Annotated in this window: 16 protein-coding genes; 9 read left to right on the forward strand and 7 right to left on the reverse strand. The window is 72.9% G+C overall.

What is annotated here, in order from left to right; all coding sequences use genetic code 11:
• The first annotated feature begins 211 nt into the window (after positions 1-211).
• Entirely contained in the window at positions 212-1,090 is an 879-nt protein-coding gene (locus H4687_RS04590; RefSeq protein ID WP_050398553.1) for a GNAT family N-acetyltransferase, read from the forward strand.
• 30 nt (positions 1,091-1,120) lie between these two features.
• Here H4687_RS04590 and H4687_RS04595 read toward each other — a convergent pair whose 3' ends face one another.
• Positions 1,121-1,915 carry a GNAT family N-acetyltransferase gene (locus tag H4687_RS04595; protein ID WP_046919156.1) on the reverse strand — a complete coding sequence of 265 codons (795 nt, stop codon included), beginning with the start codon at positions 1,913-1,915 and terminating at the stop codon, positions 1,121-1,123.
• Between the two features lie 213 nt (positions 1,916-2,128).
• Here H4687_RS04595 and H4687_RS04600 point away from each other — a divergent pair, with 213 nt between their 5' ends.
• Positions 2,129-2,698: a nucleoside deaminase gene (locus tag H4687_RS04600; protein ID WP_046919157.1), complete on the forward strand. Its 570-nt coding sequence runs from the start codon at positions 2,129-2,131 to the stop codon at positions 2,696-2,698.
• Positions 2,699-2,777: 79 nt separating this feature from the next.
• Positions 2,778-3,950, forward strand: coding sequence for an acyltransferase family protein (locus H4687_RS04605; protein ID WP_050398552.1), 1,173 nt, complete (start codon positions 2,778-2,780; stop codon positions 3,948-3,950).
• On the opposite strand, the gene H4687_RS04610 is transcribed toward H4687_RS04605, so the two are convergent.
• The gene (locus H4687_RS04610; protein WP_046918145.1) at positions 3,928-4,779 is read right to left on the reverse strand and encodes a GNAT family N-acetyltransferase; all 852 of its coding nucleotides are present in this window, start codon (positions 4,777-4,779) and stop codon (positions 3,928-3,930) included. The genes H4687_RS04605 and H4687_RS04610 overlap by 23 nt on opposite strands.
• Before the next feature lie 327 nt (positions 4,780-5,106).
• Between H4687_RS04610 and H4687_RS04615 the strand changes: the two genes are divergently transcribed.
• From H4687_RS04615 to H4687_RS04625, 3 genes are all read left to right on the forward strand, one after another.
• The gene (locus tag H4687_RS04615; RefSeq protein ID WP_046918146.1) at positions 5,107-6,756 is read left to right on the forward strand and encodes an alpha/beta hydrolase; all 1,650 of its coding nucleotides are present in this window, start codon (positions 5,107-5,109) and stop codon (positions 6,754-6,756) included.
• A 123-nt stretch (positions 6,757-6,879) separates the two neighbouring features.
• Entirely contained in the window at positions 6,880-7,410 is a 531-nt protein-coding gene (locus tag H4687_RS04620) for a DUF4232 domain-containing protein (protein ID WP_046918147.1), read from the forward strand.
• A 174-nt stretch (positions 7,411-7,584) separates the two neighbouring features.
• Positions 7,585-8,709, forward strand: a complete 1,125-nt coding sequence (locus H4687_RS04625; RefSeq protein ID WP_046918148.1) for a baeRF3 domain-containing protein — start codon at positions 7,585-7,587, stop codon at positions 8,707-8,709.
• Between the two features lie 35 nt (positions 8,710-8,744).
• On the opposite strand, the gene H4687_RS04630 is transcribed toward H4687_RS04625, so the two are convergent.
• Positions 8,745-9,158, reverse strand: coding sequence for an SsgA family sporulation/cell division regulator (locus H4687_RS04630; protein ID WP_046918149.1), 414 nt, complete (start codon positions 9,156-9,158; stop codon positions 8,745-8,747).
• A 417-nt stretch (positions 9,159-9,575) separates the two neighbouring features.
• Here H4687_RS04630 and H4687_RS04635 point away from each other — a divergent pair, with 417 nt between their 5' ends.
• Positions 9,576-10,994, forward strand: coding sequence for a PP2C family protein-serine/threonine phosphatase (locus H4687_RS04635; protein WP_050398551.1), 1,419 nt, complete (start codon positions 9,576-9,578; stop codon positions 10,992-10,994).
• Positions 10,995-11,042: 48 nt separating this feature from the next.
• Here the strand turns inward: H4687_RS04635 and H4687_RS04640 are convergent, their stop codons facing one another.
• The gene (locus tag H4687_RS04640; RefSeq protein WP_046917564.1) at positions 11,043-12,539 is read right to left on the reverse strand and encodes a DNA-binding protein NsdB; all 1,497 of its coding nucleotides are present in this window, start codon (positions 12,537-12,539) and stop codon (positions 11,043-11,045) included.
• A gap of 235 nt (positions 12,540-12,774) precedes the next feature.
• On the opposite strand from H4687_RS04640, the gene H4687_RS04645 reads away from it, so the two are divergent.
• Entirely contained in the window at positions 12,775-13,917 is a 1,143-nt protein-coding gene (locus H4687_RS04645; RefSeq protein WP_005474392.1) for an aminoglycoside phosphotransferase family protein, read from the forward strand.
• 249 nt (positions 13,918-14,166) lie between these two features.
• Positions 14,167-16,143 carry an N-acetylmuramoyl-L-alanine amidase gene (locus H4687_RS04650; RefSeq protein WP_046917563.1) on the forward strand — a complete coding sequence of 659 codons (1,977 nt, stop codon included), beginning with the start codon at positions 14,167-14,169 and terminating at the stop codon, positions 16,141-16,143.
• A 78-nt stretch (positions 16,144-16,221) separates the two neighbouring features.
• Here H4687_RS04650 and H4687_RS04655 read toward each other — a convergent pair whose 3' ends face one another.
• The 3 genes from H4687_RS04655 to H4687_RS04665 form a co-directional block, all read right to left on the reverse strand.
• On the reverse strand, positions 16,222-16,719 hold the full coding sequence (locus H4687_RS04655) for a hypothetical protein (protein WP_046917562.1): 498 nt from the start codon (positions 16,717-16,719) through the stop codon (positions 16,222-16,224).
• A gap of 155 nt (positions 16,720-16,874) precedes the next feature.
• Complete coding sequence (locus H4687_RS04660) at positions 16,875-18,125, reverse strand: MFS transporter (RefSeq protein WP_050398550.1); 1,251 nt, start codon at positions 18,123-18,125, stop codon at positions 16,875-16,877.
• 172 nt (positions 18,126-18,297) lie between these two features.
• A complete protein-coding gene (locus tag H4687_RS04665; RefSeq protein WP_033526253.1) occupies positions 18,298-18,543 on the reverse strand; it encodes a DUF397 domain-containing protein in 246 nt (81 codons plus the stop codon).
• Positions 18,544-18,562: the final 19 nt, after the last annotated feature.

Raw genomic sequence — 18,562 nt, forward strand, 5'->3', positions numbered from 1 at the left:
GCACGCCGTCATCGCCGCCACGGGAGGCCGGTCACCCGCCGACCGGGGGCAGGGTGCGGCGGCCGGACGGGTGGTGGCAGGGGCGGCGGCCGGACGGGGTGGCCGCCGCGGCGGCGCCGGGCGCGCCCGGAATCGCGTTGCGGGGCGGCCCGCCCGGCGGCTAGCGTCGCCGGGCCTCGTCATCCACCCGCCGACCAGCCCCGGAGCCCTCTTGCCCCCGCGCGTCACGCCGCTCGTCGACCCCGCCGCCACCCCGTCCGGCCGCCGCCTCGCCTGGCTGGCGTCCGAGGCGGACGGCGTCCCTCGCGGATCCGCCTTCCTGCGGCTGTTCACCAAGGAGGGGCAGACGCATCTGGCCGAGCTGGACGGCGCCGTACACCCGGCCGAGCGGCGGCAGGGCGTCGGCACCGCGCTCCTCGACGCGGCGGTCGGCTCCGCCCGCGCCGACGGCCGCCGCGCTCTCATCGCCCAGGCCCGACAAGGCTCCCCGGGCGACGCGTTCCTGGCGGCACGCGGCTTCCGCCGGGTGCTGACCCTGGTGTACGCCCGCCTCGAACTCGCCGCGATCGACCCCGACCACGTCACGCGGATCCTCGAACAGCCGTGTCCCGGCTACCACTTGACCAGTTGGACGGGCGTCGTACCGGAGGAACTCGCGCGGAGCTATGCCGCGTCACGCCGCGCGATGGACGACATGCCGATGGGCGACACCGACTACGGGACGGTGGTCTGGGACGTGGAGCGCGTGGTCGCCGCCGCCGAGGCGATCGCGAAACGCGGCGACTCGCTGTACACGGTGGCCGCGGTGCACACGTCGAGCGGCACCGTCGTGGGCTTCTCGGAACTCGTCCTGCCGGGCGACGGCGAGGGCGAGGGGCAGTACTACGGCACCGCCGTTCTGCCCGAGCACCGGGGTCACGCGCTGGGGCTCCGGATGAAGGCGAGGGCCGTCCTCCATGCCCACCGCCTGGCCCCCGCCCTGGCGCTGCTCACCGACACCGCCGCGGAGAACGCCCCGATGCGCCGGGTCAACGACGTGCTCGGCTACCGGCCCACGCACACGTCCATCGAGTACCAGCTCGACCTGTGACGCGGTCGGCGCCGACCGCCGCCCGGAAGGTCAGGCGGCTGCCGTGCTCCCGACCGCGTACTCGTACGGCGTGGTGGTCGTGAGCGGCTCGAAGCCCAGGCGGGCCAGGATCGGACGGCTGGTGGCGAGCGCGTCGACCTGCACGTAGCGGTAGCCGCGGTCGGCGGCGACGCGGGCGCGGTGGGCGACCAGGGCCCGGTAGACACCGCGGCCCCGCCATCCCTCGACGGTGCCGCCGCCCCACAGGCCGGCGAAGCGCGTGCCGGGGACCAGTTCCATCCGCGCGGCGCTCACGGGTTCGTCGCCGACGAGGGCCACGACGGCCACGACCGACTCGGGGTCCCCGGTGAGCTGGGCCAGCAGCTGGTGGCGCATCCGGGTGCTGTCCGTGCCGAACGCCCTCTCGTGGACGTCGGCCACCAGGTCCACACCCGCGCTGTCGGTGACCGGGAGCAGCCGTACGCCCTCGGGCGGCTCGATGTCGAGGCTCAGGTCGGCGACCTCCGCGATCATCAGCGTCTCCTCCGGAGCGGCCGTGAACCCGGCGTCGCGCAGGCGCTGCCCCAGGTCGACCGGGAGATCGTGGCCGTACAGCTTCCATTCGAAGTCACGGCCGAGGCCGGAGAAGTACCGGATCTGTTCGGTGATCGCCGCGTCCGCGCGCGCCTCGTCCAGGTCGGACCAGACGACACCGCTCCAGCCGTTCTCGAAACCGACCTGGCGCACCACCCCGCCCACGCGCTCGATCCGGGCTCCGGGCCCGTCGGGGCGGGCGCCCTCCCGCATGTCCCGGTCGAACAGTGCCAGCACAGCAGCGTGATCCATACCGCTCACTCCATCACCAGTCGTTCGCCCTGGCAACGGAATTCACCCGCTTCTTCGCATCGGGAGCGCTACGGGCCCAGGCCCGCGCCGCCCGCCGGGCCGCACGGCGCGGCCGCACGGGTGTCACTCGCGCAAGCGGTCGGGGAGCGGACAGACGACGTAAGGTGCACCTCGCGACGGTGGCCGAGGGGTGCGAGGAGGGCGTGGACGACCATGATGAAGGAATCCGAACTGGTGTACCTGCGACGCTGCGTGACGCTCGCGACCGAGGCACTGGAGAGCGGTGACGAACCGTTCGGTTCGGTCCTGGTCGGCGGTGACGGCACCGTGCTGGCCGAGGACCACAACCGGGTGGCCGGTGGCGACCGCACCCGTCACCCGGAGTTCGAGCTCGCCCGCTGGTCGGCGGCACGGCTCACCGTCGAGGAGCGCGCGGCGGCCACCGTGTACACCTCGGGCGAGCACTGCCCGATGTGCGCCGCCGCCCACGCCTGGGTGGGCCTCGGCCGCATCGTGTACGTCGCCTCGTCCGAGCAACTGGGCATCTGGCTGGACGAGTTGGGGGTGCCCGCGCCGCCGGTGCGGACACTGCCGGTGCGGGAGATCGCGCCCGGGGTGACGGTCGAGGGGCCGGTGCCGGAGCTGGCCGGGGAGGTGCGGGCCCTGCACCGCCGGTTCCACGCCGGAGCGGGCGGCGCGGTCGCCGCCGAGGACGGAGACGGGCGGGACGGAGAGGGGCAGGACGAGGACGAGCGGGACGGAGACGGACGGGACGGGGACTGAGAGGCGGAAGAAGGACTGGGACGGGCGGGACGGGGCAGGCGGTCCGGGTTCCGTCGTCGTCGTCCGGAGACCTTCACCGATGTCCGAAGACGTGGTGCCGCACACCGCCCCGGGCCCGTCGGCCCAGCCCGAGGGCGCGAGGTCACGGCCGAGGCAGGTCCCGCGGGACCCGTACTTCGACAACGCGAAGTACCTGACCATCGTCCTGGTGGCCTGTGGGCACGCGTGGGAGCCGCTGACGTACGGCAGCCGGACCGTGACGGCCGCGTATCTGACCGTCTACGCGTTTCACATGCCGGCCTTCGCCCTGATCTCCGGGTACTTCTCGCGGAGCTTCGACATGGCGCCGGGCCGGCTGAAGCGGCTGATGACGGGGGTGGTGCTGCCGTACGTCGTGTTCGAGACGGCGTACACGCTGTTCTACCGGTGGGCGCAGGACGATCCGGGCTATCCGCTGAGCCTGCTGGATCCCTGGTACGTGATGTGGTTCCTGGTCGCCCTCTTCATCTGGCGGCTGACCACGCCCCTGTGGCTGACGCTGCGCCATCCGCTGCCCGTCGCGCTGGGTCTGGCGATGCTGGCGGCGGTCTCACCGGATCTCGGCGGTGACGTCTCCATCCAGCGCGTGCTGGGGTTCCTGCCGTTCTTCGTCCTCGGGCTGACGCTGCGGGCCGAGCACTTCGAACGGCTGCGCACCCGCCGGGTGCGGCTGTGTCTGCTCCCGGTGGGCCTCGGGGCGTTCGCGGCCGCGTACCGGGTGGCGCCGTGGTTCGACGCGGGCTGGTTCTATCACCGCGGCAGTGTCACCGGCCAGGGGGTGTCCCGCTGGACGGGCCTGCTGACCACACCCGCCCTGTTCGCTCTGGCGGTGCTGCTGACGGCCTGCTTCCTGGCCTGGGTGCCGCGCCGGCACCTGTGGTTCACGACGCTGGGCGCCGGCACGATGTACGGCTACCTGCTGCACGGTTTCGTGATCAAGTGGGCGCGCTTCCGGGACTGGTACGCCGTGGAGTGGCCGCACACCCCGCTCGGGCAGCTGGCGGTGACGGCCCTCGCGGTCGGCGGCATCACCCTGCTGTGCACCGCGCCCGTACGCGCCGCGCTCCGCTGTGTCGTCGAGCCACGCATGGAGTGGGCGTTCAAGAAGGGCGACGCCGCCCGGCCGACCGGGGCCGAGGACGCCCCGGCGGGGGCCGGGCCGGGGAACGCCGCCCCGTCGCCCGCGTCGCCTAGCCGAGTTCGAGAGTCGTGACCCCGAAGACGCGCTCCGCCGCGTACGGCCGGATCGGGCCGGTGTACATGCGGGCCGTCTCGAAGGACGGTGTCAGCCCGTACTCCTCCACCAGCGCGACGGCGGCCGTGTGCGGCTCCGGCACGTCGATGGCCAGCTCACGGCCCGCCGCCTCGGTGGCGAGCCCGGTGAGGAGCGCGCGGGCGTCGGCGGCGGTGTCGGCGAACAGGGGGCCGATCCGCAGGGCGTCCCGGCCCGGGCGGATGACGCCGTAGCCGGCGAGCCGCCCGTCGACGATCCGCGCGAGGGCCCGGTGCCCGTCGGCGGTCAACCACCGCTGGAGGAAGCGGGGGCGGTCGGCCGGGTGACAGGCGCTGTCGTACGCGGCGAGCGACGCGGCGTCCCGGACCGGCCGCACGCCGTCGGGCAGGGCGGCCGCCCCGGGGATCACGCCCGCGTACCGGAAGGTGCGGTGGGCGGGCTCGAAGCCGGAGCGGCGGTAGTCGTCCTGCTGCGCGACCACTCCGTCGAGGCCGACCGTGCGGTCGCCGGCGTGGGCGAGTGCGGTCTTCCAGGTGGCGAGGCCGTGGCCCCGGCCGCGCAGGTCCGGGCGGACCAGGTAGAAGCCGAGGAAGGCGTGGTGGTCGCCGTAGGTGACGACGGAGACGGACGAGACGGGTTCGCCGTCGATCCGGCCGAGGAAGAAGCCCTCGGGGTCCTGCGCGAAGAAGCACGCGGGGTCGCGGAGCCCCGGGTTCCAGCCCTCCTCGCCCGCCCATCGGGCGACCACCGCCCAGTCGTCGAGCGTGGCCCGGGTGACGACGAGGTCCTGATGCCCCGCAGAGGTCATCTCTGCGCTCCTTCACTGACGCGGACGCGCGGCCGCCGGGCGGCCGGGGACGCGGTGGTCGGCCCGCCCCGCTCAGCATCCTCGCCGAAGCCCGATCCCGCCCGCGACGCCGGATACGGCCGATCCCGGCGGGCGACGGGCCCCCCGGCCGGCCCTCTTCACACGGACGAGCGACCCCCGCCCCCGGCCGCCGTACGGGGCCGGCGCGGCGCAGGATACGGCGCTCGCGGCCGCTCCGCCCGCTGGGAGGCGTGGCCGCGAGGGGCCGCCTATGGTGATCCGGGGGTTGTCCCCGGCCGCCCCGGCCGGGTGTCCCTGGAGGCACGCATGCGGTCCACGCACAGACGGCGCCCGCTCGCCGGAGCCGCGGTCGCGGTGCTGGCCCTGCTGGGGGCCGGGCTGCCGGCCACGGTGGCGAGCGCCGAGAAGAAGCAGGACGACGAGCGGGCCGATCTGACCCGCTTCTACCGCCAGAAGATCAAGTGGTCGAAGTGCGAGGGCATGGAGATGCCCAGGGATCTGCGGTGCGGCAAGATCACCGTGCCGCTCGACTACGCCCGGCCCACGGCCGGCACCCTCGACCTGGCCGTGGCCCGCTACCGGGGCACCGGCGACCCGCGCGGCTCGCTGCTGCTGAACTTCGGCGGCCCCGGCGGCCCGGGCGTTCCCGAACTCGCCTACAGCGGCGCGGACTTCATGGATCTCACCAACGGCTACGACCTCGTCTCCTTCGACCCGCGCGGGGTGGGCCGCTCCTCCCCCGTCAGCTGCGGCGACGGCACCGAGGAGGCGCTGGAGGCCACCGACGACGGGAGCGACGCCGACCACCCCGAGGCCGCGCTCACGCGGCTGCGGCGGGCCGCTGCCGCGTGCCGGAAGAACTCCGGCCCCGTGCTGCCGCACATCGGCACCGTCGACGCCTCCCGCGACCTGGACGTGATGCGCGCCGCCCTCGGCGACAGGAAGCTCAACTACCTCGGCTTCTCCTACGGGACCCGGCTGGGCGCGGTCTACGCGGCGCGGTTCCCCGACAAGGTGGGCCGCATGGTCCTCGACGGGGTGGACACCCTCACCGAGCCGCTGACCGAGCAGGGGCTGGTGGGCGCGGCGGGCCAGCAGACCGCGCTGGAGGACTACCTCGACGCGTGCACCGAGCAGCTGACGTGCCCGTTCGGGCAGGACTCCCGCTCGGCCCGTGAGCAGGTCGAATCACTGGTCGCGTCACTGGACGAGTACCCCGTGCCGTCGGACTTCGGGGCGGACTTCACGGGCCAGGACCTGGTGGGCGCCATCGGTCACGCCCTCTACAGCGAACAGCTGTGGCCCCTGCTCACGCAGGCGCTCAACATGCTCGTCCACGACGGCGACACCCGGGGTGTCATCGCCCTCACGGGCGGCGGTTTCGCCCCGCACACCACCCCGTACCGGTCGGCGCCGTCCGCCGCGGTACCGACCCGCCCGCACGAGCCCACCGAACCCACCGCGTCCGGCACACCGGCCCCGCACGCCGGGCTCGTCGACGCCGAGAAGGTGCCGCTGGACAACTATCCGGCCGCGCTCATGGCGATCAACTGCGCCGACGACCCCGACCGTCCCACCGCCGGGGAGATCACGGACAACCTGGCGGAACTGCGGGCGGCCTACGAGGACGCCTCCCCGGTCTTCGGCGCGTACCGGCTGACCCAGGTGCTGATGTGCTATGGCCGCCCCGCGGGGACCGACTTCATCCGCGAGAAGGTACGGGACGTCGACACCCCGAGGATCCTGCTCGTGGGCACCCGGGGGGACCCGGCCACCCCCTACCGCTGGACCGTGGAGACGGCGAAGCGGCTCGGCTCCTCGGCCGTCGTGCTCGACAACAAGGGCAAGGGGCACACCGGGTACGGATCGTCGAAGTGCGTGCACGAGAAGGTCGACGACTTCCTGCTGTTCGGGACGCTGCCGGACGACGGAAGTTCATGCGGAGCCGACGATTGAGCATCGGGCGTGTAACACGCACCGGTCCCGTACAACCGAGCGCCCACCCCGGACGTCACACTGGGCAGACGTCACGTTTGCGCGTGCCGTACCCGTACGTGACAAAACTGGGGGATTCCACCGATGCGTATTCGTTCCTTGCTCACCGTCTCGACCGTGGCGACCGCCGGCGCCGCGCTGCTCATCGCCGGCGCCCCGCAGGGGCTGGCCGCCCAGCCCGCCGCGAAGACCCCGGTCTGCAAGTCGAAGGTCCTCAAGCTGGGGGCCAAGCAGTCGAAGGACGCGCGGGTCGTGCACATCAGCGTCAAGAACACCGGCACCCGCACCTGCACCATCGACCGCCTGCCCGTGGTCACCTTCGGCGACCTCGACGGGGCGGCCCAGCCGGTGCCGTCGGGCGAGAGCGGCCCGTACAAGGTCGGCGCGGGCAAGACGGTCTACGCGGCCGTCCGTACGATCGCCGACCTCAAGGACCCCGAGGCGCGTCGCGTCGACACGATCACGGTGTCGGCCAACCCCAACCTCAACGGCCGCACGTTCACCCTGAAGCAGCTGGGCGCGACCAAGAAGGTCAGGGTCTGGGAGCCGGTGACCACCTGGTGGAAGCCGTCCAAGGCCGCCGCCGACAAGGCGCTGGAGAAGGAAGTCGGCTGACCCACGCGGCAGCCGCACCGCACCACCGAGCCCGTCGGCGCGCACCTGTACGGTGCGCGCCGACGGGCTCGTCCGCTGTCCCGCGCCATGGCTCCGCCGATCGCCGCGGCGACGCGCACCGAGGACCGGATTACCCCAAATGCCCGACACGCGAATCAGTCCTATCGTGAAGTCATGGAGCATGCCCTCAGTCCCGCGACCCTCACCGAACTGCGCCGCCCGCGGCCCTACCCCGCGGTGTCGGTGCTGACGCCGACCCACCGCAGGGAACCCGAGAACGCCCAGGATCCGGTCCGGCTGCGCAATGTGGTGGCCGAGGCGAAGAAGCGGCTGGAGCACGATCCCGCCGTCACGCGCGAGCGGCGCGCCGACGTGGTCAGGCAACTGGACCAGGCGCTGGCCGAGGTGGACCTGGCACACGCCGAGGACGGCCTGGTGATCTTCGCGGCTCCCGGCGAGCACCAGGTCTGGTCACTGGCCCGGCCGGTGCCGGAGCGCGTGGTGCTCTCGGACACCTTCCTCACCCGGAACCTGGTGGCCGCGCAGGCCGCCGAGCGGTCGTTCTGGGTGCTGTCGGTCTCCGCCGACCGGGTCACCCTGTGGAACGGCGGCCCCGACCGCGTCACCGAGGCGCACATCGGCGGCTTCCCGATGACCAGGGAGCGCGACAACTTCGACGCCGAGCGCCAGGAGCGCACCGGCGACCTGCCGTCCACCTTCCGCGACGAGGACACCCGCCGCTTCCTGCGGGACGCCGACACCACGCTGGCCCGGGTCATGCGCGCACAGCACCGGCCCCTGTACGTCACCGGGGCGACGGCGGCGCTGTCCCTGTTCCACGAGATCGGCACGGTCACCAGGGACGCCACCCACATCCCGCACGGCGGTCTCGCGCACGGCACCCCGGACGCGGTGTGGCAGGCGGTCGGGCCCCTGGTCGCGGCCGAGGACCGCAGGAACGCCGACAGCGTGGCCCGGCGGCTGGAGACGGCCCGCGGCCACAAGGCGTTCGCGGCCAGCGTCGACGAGATCTGGCAGAACGCGCAGCAGGGCCGCATCCAGTTCCTGGCCGTCGAGGAGAACTACCGCACGAGCGTGCGAGCCGACGGCGACGGCGCCGGCCCCGGTGGGGCGGGGGGCGGGCACCTGGTGCCGGCCGAGAGCGGCGACCTCGACGTCCGCGAGGACATCGTGGACGAGATCGTCGAGCGGTGCCTGGACACCGGCGCCGAGGTCTTCTTCGTGCCGGACGGCATGCTCGGCGACGCCCACGGGATCGCCGGGGTCCTGCGCTACTGAGCCCGGCGCGCGCGCCGACCGTAGCCGCGCGGGCGTCACACCCCGCCGAGGAGGGACGTCAGGCCCCGGTCGAGTGCCGGCCCCAGCTCCTCCCTTCCGGCGGGGACGACGCCGTAGCTGCGCAGCAGGAAGCGCTGGAGCGCCGCCTTCTCGAACCGGAGGAGGGCGGTGCCGTAGGGGGAGCGCAGTTCCACCACCGTGCGCAGGCGGCCGCAGGGCCAGATGTGCACATCGCCGGTGCCGGCGGGGGCCGCGACCCCTCTCTCCAGCAGATCGCGGGAGAAGGTCCAGGTCACCATGGTGCCGTTCAGCGAGATGTCGGCCGGGAAGTCGAGGTGCACGGCCAGCGGATCGTCCGAGGAATAACGCAGGCTCGCGGGCACCGGCACCTCCCGGTCCTCGGCGGTGACGAGGAGAGCGCGGGCGGGCTGTTCCAGCGTGACGGTCATTGAACGGTCTCCGTTTCGGTGAAGCTCTTTCCGCGACGCGTCCGGCCCGTGCGCCGACGTGCGTCTCGACCTCGCGAAGGGTTTTCGTGACCCGCGGCTTCCTGGATTCATCACTGTGACCCAAGTCACTTGATTTCCCGCCACGAAGCTCGCACATATGCCCCTCGAACACGGGAATGAAAGAGGTGTGCGGGCGGTCGATGATCCGCCAAGTCACGTACGATTCCTACGACTTGGCGCCCGTGGACGCGTACCGGCGCGCAGTGGACGACCCCGACCGCGAGGACGGTGGCATATGCCGCAAGCACCACCGCATCGTGTCTTGCCAAATCCCTTACAGCGCGTCGAGGGCTGTGCAACAGTCGTAATCGGCCCTTACGTCAGCGTTGGTCGTACCGTCCCCCATCGGAGTACGTGATGCCGTCCCCTCTCTCTGCGGATCGTCCCGCCGCCCAGCCGCCCCGCCGCGGCACGGTCGACGCGCTCATCTCGCAGACGCGACGGCTGCGCGGCGAGGTGGACGCCGTACGACGCGACGCGCCTGCCGACGGAGGGGACCCCGAGGTCCGCTGGCAGCGCGCGCTCTACGACCTGGCCCTGCATCAACTCAGCGACCTCGACGACCACTTGGCCCAGCTGAGGGACGGCCCCACCCTGCCGCCGGCCCCCGAGCCCCCCGTCGCGCCACCCCCGGCGCCCCCGCGCACGTCGCTGCTCAGCCGGGTCGGCAGCGCCGAGTGGAACCTGCTCACGGACGAGGCGGGCTGGTCCGGGGAGCTGTACCAGATCCTCGGCCGCGACCCCGCCTCGCCACCGCTGACCCTCGACGAACTGCCGTCGCTGGTGCTCGACGAGGACCGGCCGACCCTGACCGCGATGGTGACGGACTGTCTGATCGACGCCAAGCGCATCGACGGGGAATTCCGGGTCGTGCTCCCCGACGGCGGGGTGCGCACCGTGCACATGATGGGCGAGCCGGTGCTCGACGACGACGGCGCCACCGCCTCGATGTGGGCCGTCCTGCGGGACGTCAGCGAACTGCGGCGCAGCCAGCGCGCGGAGAGCGAGAGCCGCGACTCGCTGCACCGCCAGCGGCACATCGCGCAGACCGAGCACCGCCTCGCGGTCGAACTGCAGGAGGCCGTGCTGCCACCGTGGCGCGCCTCCCTGCGCCTCCCCCAGCGGGGCCCCGAGAGGCTGGACCTGGCCGCCCACTACCTGCCCTGCTCGACGAGCGCGCTCATCGGCGGCGACTGGTACGACGCCCTGGAACTGCCCGGCGGCGAGAGCCTGTTGAGCGTCGGCGACCTCACCGGTCACGGCGTGACCGTCACCTCGGGCATGGCGATGCTGATCGGCGCCCTGCGCGGCATGGCGATGGCGGGCACCGAGCCGGGCCGGCTGATGGCCTGCCTCAACCAGTTACTGGACAGCACCGTGCAACCGGCCCTCGGCAGCGCCGTCTGCTGCCGCTACCGGCCGCAGACCCGCACCCTCGTGTGGGCACAGGCGGGGCACCCCGCCCCGCTGCTGTTCCGCGACGGGACGGGGCAGGTGCTGACGGCGCCGGACGGCGTCCTGCTCGGAGCGACCTCGGGTGCCGTCTACGGGCAGGCCGAAGTGACGCTCGAACAGGGCGACCTCCTGCTCCTGCACACCGACGGACTGGTCCCCCGGCGCGATGGAGAGGCCGCCGTGCAGCGGCTGCTGGACCTGGCCCCACGGTTCGGCGGGGCCCGTACGGCCCAGGAATGCGTACGGACTGTGGTGGAGGAGTTCGGCGAGGCCGAGCGTGCGGACGACGCCTGTGTACTCGTCGCCAGGGTCAGCTCCTGAGGAAGCGCCGGCATCGGCTCCGGACGGTCCGGGGGCCGTTCGCCGCGCTCACGCCGGCGCGATGTCGCCCTTGTTCCTCGACTGCGGTTTGGGCAGGGCGAGTTTGAGCTCCTCCCGCAGCTCCCGGATCTTCGGATAGCTGGAGTACTGACCGGTGAGCCGGTACATCTGACGCAGCCGGTCCCAGGTGCGGTGGGAGGAGTTGGAACCCATCGACATCAGGGCGAGGCGGGCGTACCGGTCCGCCTGTTCGGGGTCGTCACCGATGAAGCAGGCCGAGGCCATGGACAGGAAGTCGAAGATCTTGGACCGCTGCCGGCCGTCGACGCGCAGCTCCAGTGCCTTCTGCGCGTAGTGCTGGGCCTGCTTGGCCGCGGCCGGGTCGTGCTCCGCGAGGGTGCGGTAGGCCAGGGCCTGCATGCCGTAGAGGTCCTCCTCCTTGAACATCTGCATCCAGCTGGGCGGCGGCACGTCCGACCGGTCGGAGACGAACAGGTCCTCGGCCTGCCCCAGGGTGCGGCGCATGGCCTGGCCCTTGCCCATGGACGCCTGGGCCCAGGCCTCGACGGTGTGGAGCATGGCCTTGGTGCGCGGCAGCACCTGCTCGCCGGAGCCGGACTGGGCGAGCTTCATGAGGTCGAGCGCCTCGTCGGGCTTGCCGAGGTGCACCAGTTGTCGGGCCGCCCGGGACAGGGCCTCGCCCGCGCGGGGCCGGTCACCGCCCTCCCGGGCCGCGTGGGCGGCGATGATGAAGTACTTCTGGGCGGTGGGTTCGAGGCCGATGTCGTGCGACATCCAGCCCGCGAGGACGGCGAGGTTGGCGGCGACGCCCCACAGGCGCCGCTGGATGCGTTCGGGGTGGTGGTAGGAGAGCATGCCTCCCACCTCGTTGAGCTGTCCCACGACAGCCTTGCGTTGCAGTCCGCCGCCCCGGGCCGCGTCCCAGGCCCGGAACACCTCGACCGAGCGCTCCAGTTCCTCGATCTCCTGCACCCCGATGGGGGCGGCCTCGTAGCGGTCGAACCCGGCGGGGTCGGCGTGCAGGGGGTTGTCGAGGTCGGGAGCGTCGGCCACGAGGGCCGGATCGGTGTGCAGCCAGTCGTGCATGGCGCTGCTGAGAGCAGGTCCCGCGGTGAGCGCGACACCCGCGCCCACCAAGCCGCGTCGGTTGAGCATGAGGTCCATTCCCGTGAATTCGGTGAGGACCGCGGCAGTCCGTTCGGGCGCCCACGGCACGCCGTCGGGATGTTCCACATTCCCGCCGCCCCGCCGTTTCCCCGTACGCCCGTGCCGGACCAGACCGAGGTCCTCTATGGTCACGACACGGCCGAGACGCTCGGTGAACAGGGCCGCCAGCACCCGCGGCACGGGATCGCGCGGGATCTCTCCCATGTCGATCCACCGCCGTACCCGTGAGGTGTCGGTCGCCAGCTGGGGGTGGCCCATGGCCGCCGCCTGCCGGTTGACCAGCCTCGCGAGCTCTCCCTTGGACCAGCCGGCCAGGCCGAACAGGTCTGCGAGTCGGTTGTTGGGTTGTCCGCTCACGTCAAGCCCCCAGGTTCTCGGCTGAGTTGAATGTAGCCCGCTGTCAGTTGCACGGGGACTATTCGCCAGGCTTCGCCAGGGTGCGCTACATGGTGTGCCAGGGCCCATCCGGTGTCAGGTAGGAAAGCGCCACCCCGACCCGGTCGCCCCGACGGGCACTCCCCAGGGTGTCCCCGGACGGCCGGGGCGGGCGGCGCGTGACATTGCCGGCACACGAAGGGATCTGTCTTCCCCCATGTACGCAGCATCGTCCTCCGTGTCCGCTCCCCCCCGGTCGCTGCACCCCCGTCAGCCGGGCGGCGGCGGCCCCTACCTCGACCCCACGCGTACGGCGGCCCCGGTGCTCGGTGCCGGCCGGGCGCGGCGCGTGCCGGGCCTCGGCACCCAGCCGCTCAGCGGCAGGCTCGATCTGTCCGGCCCCCAGGGCGCACAGCTGCGCACGGCGATCGCCTCGGTGCACCGCATCTGCCCGGAGTTCACCCCGGTCCAGGTGCTGCGCCGCAGCGGCCGCTCGGTGCTGCTCGTCGGGACGACCGGGCGCAGCACGGCCGTCGCCAAGTGTTTACTGGACCATTCCTCCATCTGGGAGGAGCGGCTGCGGCACGAAATAGCGGCATACCGCTCGTTCGTCCGGCACCGCCCCCCGGTGCGGGCGCCGCGGCTGATCGCAGCGGATCCGGACAACTGCACCCTGGTCATCGAGCGGATGCCGGGCCGGGTGGCGGCCCTGCAGCGGCATCCGGTGGAGGCGCCGCCGCGCGCCGACATCCGGGCGGCGCTCGGCGCGATCTGCCGGCTGAACGCGTGGCGGCCACCGACGGGGACCTTCGACGCCCCGCTGGACTACGCGGAGCGGATCTCCCGCTTCCATGAGCTGGGTCTGCTCACCGACCGGGACATGGGGGACCTGCAGAAACTCCTGCACGGCATCGCGCACGCGTCGGGCCGTCAGGGCATGGGCCAGTTCTGCCACGGCGACGCCCTCCTGTCGAACATCCTGCTCTCACCGGCCGGTCCAGTGCTGGTGGACTGGGAACACGCGGGGTGGTATCTGCCGGGGTACGACCTGGCCACGCTGTGGGCGGTGCTCGGGGACGCGCCGGTGGCGCGGCGGCAGATCAGTCAGCTGGCGCAGTCCGCGGGTCCGGCCTCGCGGGACGCGTTCCTGGTGAACCTGATGCTCGTCCTGACCCGGGAGATCCGTACCTACGAGACCGCCGTGCAGCGTTCGATGCACGACGCGACACCGGCGGCGCCGGGCGCGGCCCACCCGGCCGCCGCGCCGTCCGGCGAGGAACAGCGGTTGCTGCTCAGGCGGCTGCACGACGACTGCCAGTTGGCCCGCAAGGCCGTCCGGGCGGCGGTCGGCACGCGCTGAAGGGTGGGAAGGTCCGCGGTGCGCCCCTGTACGAGGGGCGCACCGCGGACCTTCGCCGTGTCGGCGGACCCCGCCTCCGGGTGCGGGCGAAACCGTCGGCGCGCGCGGCGTTCGTGGTCGCGGGGTCGGCAATCACCGGGGAACAGGCCTCCTGCGGGCATGATTGACGGATCGTCGGCCGATCGACAGCACCGGTGCCGTTCGGTCCCGCACGCCCCCGCCAACGCCCCACCGTTACAGGAGGCCGCCTTGCGAGGTTCCCCGACCGACCGCAGGCCCATCCCACACTCCGGACGTATCCGCAGAACAGCTTTCGCCACAGCCCCCGCCGTCCTGCTGCTGCCCCTGCTGGGCGCGGCCCCACCCGCCGGCCAGGCGTCCGCCGCCACGGCTCGCCTCCAGGGCGCCTTCGGCGCGGCGGCCGCCGAGTACGGCGTACCGCGCGAGGTCCTGCTCGGTGTCTCCTATCTCCAGTCCCGCTGGGACACGCACGGCGGCGCGCCGAGCGTCACCGGCGGCTACGGCCCCATGCACCTCACCGACGCGCGTACGGCCCTGGCCGAGGCTCCGCATCACAGCGAGGGCACCGAGGACGCGCGCGGTGACGACTCCCGGCGGCCTCTGGTCGCCGAGGCCGGCCTGCCCGACCCCGCCCGACTGCCCGCTCGGCTGGCGACGTTGACGCGGGCCGCCGAACTGACCGGCCTGTCCGCACGGACGCTGCGCACCGACCCCGGCGCGAACGTGGCGGGCGGTGCCGCGCTGCTCGCCGCCGCGCAGCGGGAGCTGGGCGCGCGGCCCAGCTCCGATCCTGCGGACTGGTACGGGGCGGTGGCCCGCTTCTCCGGCGCCGACGACCGGGCGACGGCCGCGGCGTACGCGAACGAGGTGTTCGCGGTGATCCGCGACGGCGCCGCGCGCGTCACGGACGCCGGCCAACGGGTGTCGCTCGACGCCGAGCCGGGCCTGCGCCCCGGCTCCGGGCAGCTGTCCCGGGCGGGGTTGCGCCCCTCGGCCGCGGGCGGCACGGAGTGTCCGACGACGGTGTCCTGCGAGTGGATCCCGGCGCCGTACCAGGAGTTCGGCGACAACGACTACGGCAACCACGACCTGGCCGACCGGCCGAACTCGCAGCGCGTCCGGTACATCGTCGTCCATGACACCGAGGGCTACTGGGACACCACCCTCGAACTGGTCCAGGACCCGACGTACGTGTCGTGGCACTACTCGCTGCGCTCCACGGACGGTCACATCGCGCAGCACATCAAGAGCAAGGACGTGGCCTGGCACGCCGGCAACTGGTACGTCAACGCGGCGTCGGTCGGCCTGGAGCACGAAGGGTTCCTCGCCGCGCCGGACGCCTGGTACACGGAGGCGATGTACCGCAGCTCGGCGCGGCTGGTGAAGTACCTCGCCGACAAACACCGCATCCCGCTGGACCGGCAGCACATCCTGGGCCACGACACGGTACCCGGCCCGACGACGGCGACGGTCCGGGGGATGCACACCGATCCGGGTCCCTACTGGGACTGGCGGCACTACTTCGAGCTGCTGGGCGCGCCCCTCGGCGCGACGTCCGGCAGCGACAGCGCCATGGTCACCATCCGCCCGGACTACGCCGACAACCGGCCCGTGTTCACCGGCTGCACGTCCGGCGGCGGCTCCTGTGCGGTGCACGGTTCCAGCGCCGTACGCCTGTACACCCGGCCCGACACCACCTCGCCGCTGATCAAGGACATCGGACTGCGGCCGGACGGCAGCGCCTCGACGACCGGGGTGAACGACCTCGGCTCACGGGTCTCCACCGGGCAGAGTTACGCGGTGGCCGAGCGGCAGGGCGACTGGACGGCGATCTGGTACCTGGGGCAGAAGGCCTGGTTCAAGAACCCGAAGGACAAGCCGACGGCGGTCGGCGCGGCCGGTCTGCTCGTGACGCCCCGGGCCGGCCTGGCGGACGTCCCGGTGTACGGCCGGGCCTACCCGGAGGCGTCGGCGTACCCGGCGGGCGTGCCCGCGCAGGAGGTGTCCCCGCTGCCGTACAAGCTCCTCAAGGACCAGAAATACGTGGCCGGCGACCAGGTGCCCGGCGAGTACTACTACGCCGTCTCCTTCGACACGAGCGGACACCGGGTCGTGGTCGGCAAGGACCTCTACTACGAGATCCAGTTCGGCCACCGGGTGGCGTTCGTGCGGGCGGCGGACATGCGGGTGCTGCCCGCCGCGTGAGGTGTGAGCGTCCGAGGACGAGGAAACGAGAAGGGCCGGGTGCGCACCCGGCCCTTCTCGTTCTGTCCTCTGCTGCGCTCAGCCCTGCTGGAACAGCTCCGCCGGGAGCGGCTTGAGCAGTGCGTACAGGTCGTCGGTGATGGGGCGGTCCCAGGCGGCGATGGTCACCAGGACGTTGTCGCTGCGGTCGAACTGGACGCAGGAGATCCGGGACTCGGAGAGCTTGAGGCGACGGACGATCAGGAGGTTGTCGCCCTGCATCACCGGGATGTCCTCGGAACCGACGACGGTGATGTCCTCCTCGTTCTCCAGCGCGATCAGCAGCTGGCTCACCTCGAAGGGGATCTCGCCGTCGGAGACCTCGCGCGCCGGGGAGCCCTCCGGAAGGTTGCCGATGATCATCGCGGGGCCGCGGCCGCCGTAGAGGTCGTAGCGCAGGAAGACGCCCTGGCAGCTGCCGTCGGGGGCGGGCAGCAGGCCGGCACCGAGATTGCCCGGCCAGTCGCCCGGATCCATGGCCAGTACGTCGAATTCGGGACCGGCGGGAGTGGCGCTGCGGCGGCGGAGGAAGGACATGCGGCAATGGTACGGCGTGCTGTGCGGCGGTGGGGCCGAGGGAGCTGTGGGGGTGGGGGCGTTCCGGGGGTCGGTGTCGGCGCAGCCTCCCCGTGGTACCGCCCGGGACGAGGCGGGGGCGGCAACTCCCGTTCGGTGGCGTGGCGGGCCGTCCGTCACGGCTGCGAGCGTTCCGGCGAGCCGGAGCCGGTGGGGACGCCGTCGGCGAGGGGCGCCCCGCCTGCGGCGGTGGACCGGCGGGTGGTGTCGACCGCGGGGGCCAGGAACGCGGCGCAGGCGACGCAGGCGAGGACGACGAGCATGGCGGGGCGCAGGCCGATGTGCTCGCCGAGGAAGCCGAGCCCCGGCGGGCCGACGAGGAAGGCGACGTAGCCGATGACGGCGACCAGGCTGACCCGGGCCGTCTCGTCGGGGCCGGACTCCCCGGCGGCGGAGAGCGCCAGCGGGAAGCCGAGCGAGGCGCCGAGACCCCAGAACAGCACGGCGGCACCGGCCACGGCGGGGTTGTCGGAGACGACGACGAGGAGCAGGCCGAGTGCGCCGGAGGCGGCACTGGCGCGGACCACGGTGACGCGGCCGTAGCGGTCGAGGACATAGGTGCCGGTGAAGCGGCCCACCGTCATGGCGGCGGCGAATCCGGCGTAGACGAGGGAGCCCGCGGTGGGGTCCATGCCGTGTCCGTCGACCATGAGCAGGGGCAGCCAGTCGTTGGCCGAGCCCTCGGCCAGGGCCATGGCCAGCACGATCGCGCCGATGAGGAGGAGCCTGCCGTCCTTCCAGACCGCCGGGTGGCGCACCTCGCGGCCGTCGTCCCGGGGCTCGGCGGGGGTGGTGCGTCCGGTGCCCGCCGGGATGGCGCGCACGGCGTGGAGCAGGAGGGCGGCGGACAGCGCGACGATCGCCGCGAGGTGCCAGTGGACCGGGACTCCGGCCGCCGTCGCCGCCATTCCGGCACCGGCTCCGCACACCGTGCCCAGGCTGAAGAAGCCGTGCAGCGGGGGCAGTGTGGTGCGCCCGCTGATCCGTTCGACGTCGGCGCCGTCGACGTTCACCGCCACGTCCCCGACGCCCATCCCGGCGCCGAACGCGCACAGGCCCGTGGTCACCAGCGGCACCGACGCGGCGAAGCCGCCGAAGCAGACCGTGACCATCCCGGCCAGCAGCAGCCAGGTCCCCCAGACGATCACGGGGCGTGTCCCGTATCTGGACGTCAGCCGCCCCGAACAGCTGATCCCCAGCATCGCGCCGAGCGACAGCCCGAACAGGACCAGACCCATCTGCGCGGTGGAGACGTCCAGCCGGTCCCGGATCGCGGGCGTGCGGGTCACCCACGACGACATCGAGATGCCGGCGAGCAGGAAGACGAGGAACAACGCCTGCCGGCGTCGGCACACGGCGTCGTCCATGAGACTGCTTCTCCAAGGGAGCGGAGCCACTGCGGGCCCTCTGCGGCGCCCCCTGACCGAACAAATGTACAGGGCAGGCTCGCTCCCGCCTCCGGGTCCTCGACCCCACCCCCTCCTCGTCGGTGGCCGCCGTCGGGCTCCGGGGGCCCGGCGACACCACGCGTAGCGCCGCTCAGGTCAGGTCGAACTCGCCTTCGCGGGCGCCCGAGACGAAGGCGCCCCATTCGGCGGGGGTGAAGATCAGCGAGGGGCTCTCGGGGCTGCCGCTGTTGCGCATGGCGATGAAGCCCTCGACGAAGGCGATCTGGACATCTCCCCGCCCCTGGCTGCTCGACCGCCAGTCCGCGTTGCTCAGGTCCAGTTCCGCCGGTTTGTGCCAGCCGTCGAGGGATCGCTGCTGCATGGTGGTCTCGGCCACGTCCGTGCTCCTCCCGGTT

Origin of the sequence: Streptomyces stelliscabiei, from assembly GCF_014873495.1 — a bacterium.
GTDB classification, from domain to species: domain Bacteria; phylum Actinomycetota; class Actinomycetes; order Streptomycetales; family Streptomycetaceae; genus Streptomyces; species Streptomyces bottropensis.

What these genes read in the sequence shown, in the direction of transcription:
- H4687_RS04660 (WP_050398550.1), bottom strand. Translation starts at nt 18,125, where the DNA reads ATGGACGACGCCGTGTGCCGACGCCGGCAGGCGTTGTTCCTCGTCTTC.
- H4687_RS04645 (WP_005474392.1), top strand. Translation starts at nt 12,775, where the DNA reads ATGTACGCAGCATCGTCCTCCGTGTCCGCTCCCCCCCGGTCGCTGCAC.
- H4687_RS04630 (WP_046918149.1), bottom strand. Translation starts at nt 9,158, where the DNA reads ATGACCGTCACGCTGGAACAGCCCGCCCGCGCTCTCCTCGTCACCGCC.
- H4687_RS04615 (WP_046918146.1), top strand. Translation starts at nt 5,107, where the DNA reads ATGCGGTCCACGCACAGACGGCGCCCGCTCGCCGGAGCCGCGGTCGCG.
- H4687_RS04605 (WP_050398552.1), top strand. Translation starts at nt 2,778, where the DNA reads ATGTCCGAAGACGTGGTGCCGCACACCGCCCCGGGCCCGTCGGCCCAG.
- H4687_RS04625 (WP_046918148.1), top strand. Translation starts at nt 7,585, where the DNA reads ATGGAGCATGCCCTCAGTCCCGCGACCCTCACCGAACTGCGCCGCCCG.
- H4687_RS04600 (WP_046919157.1), top strand. Translation starts at nt 2,129, where the DNA reads ATGATGAAGGAATCCGAACTGGTGTACCTGCGACGCTGCGTGACGCTC.
- H4687_RS04635 (WP_050398551.1), top strand. Translation starts at nt 9,576, where the DNA reads ATGCCGTCCCCTCTCTCTGCGGATCGTCCCGCCGCCCAGCCGCCCCGC.
- H4687_RS04655 (WP_046917562.1), bottom strand. Translation starts at nt 16,719, where the DNA reads ATGTCCTTCCTCCGCCGCCGCAGCGCCACTCCCGCCGGTCCCGAATTC.
- H4687_RS04610 (WP_046918145.1), bottom strand. Translation starts at nt 4,779, where the DNA reads ATGACCTCTGCGGGGCATCAGGACCTCGTCGTCACCCGGGCCACGCTC.
- H4687_RS04595 (WP_046919156.1), bottom strand. Translation starts at nt 1,915, where the DNA reads ATGGATCACGCTGCTGTGCTGGCACTGTTCGACCGGGACATGCGGGAG.
- H4687_RS04620 (WP_046918147.1), top strand. Translation starts at nt 6,880, where the DNA reads ATGCGTATTCGTTCCTTGCTCACCGTCTCGACCGTGGCGACCGCCGGC.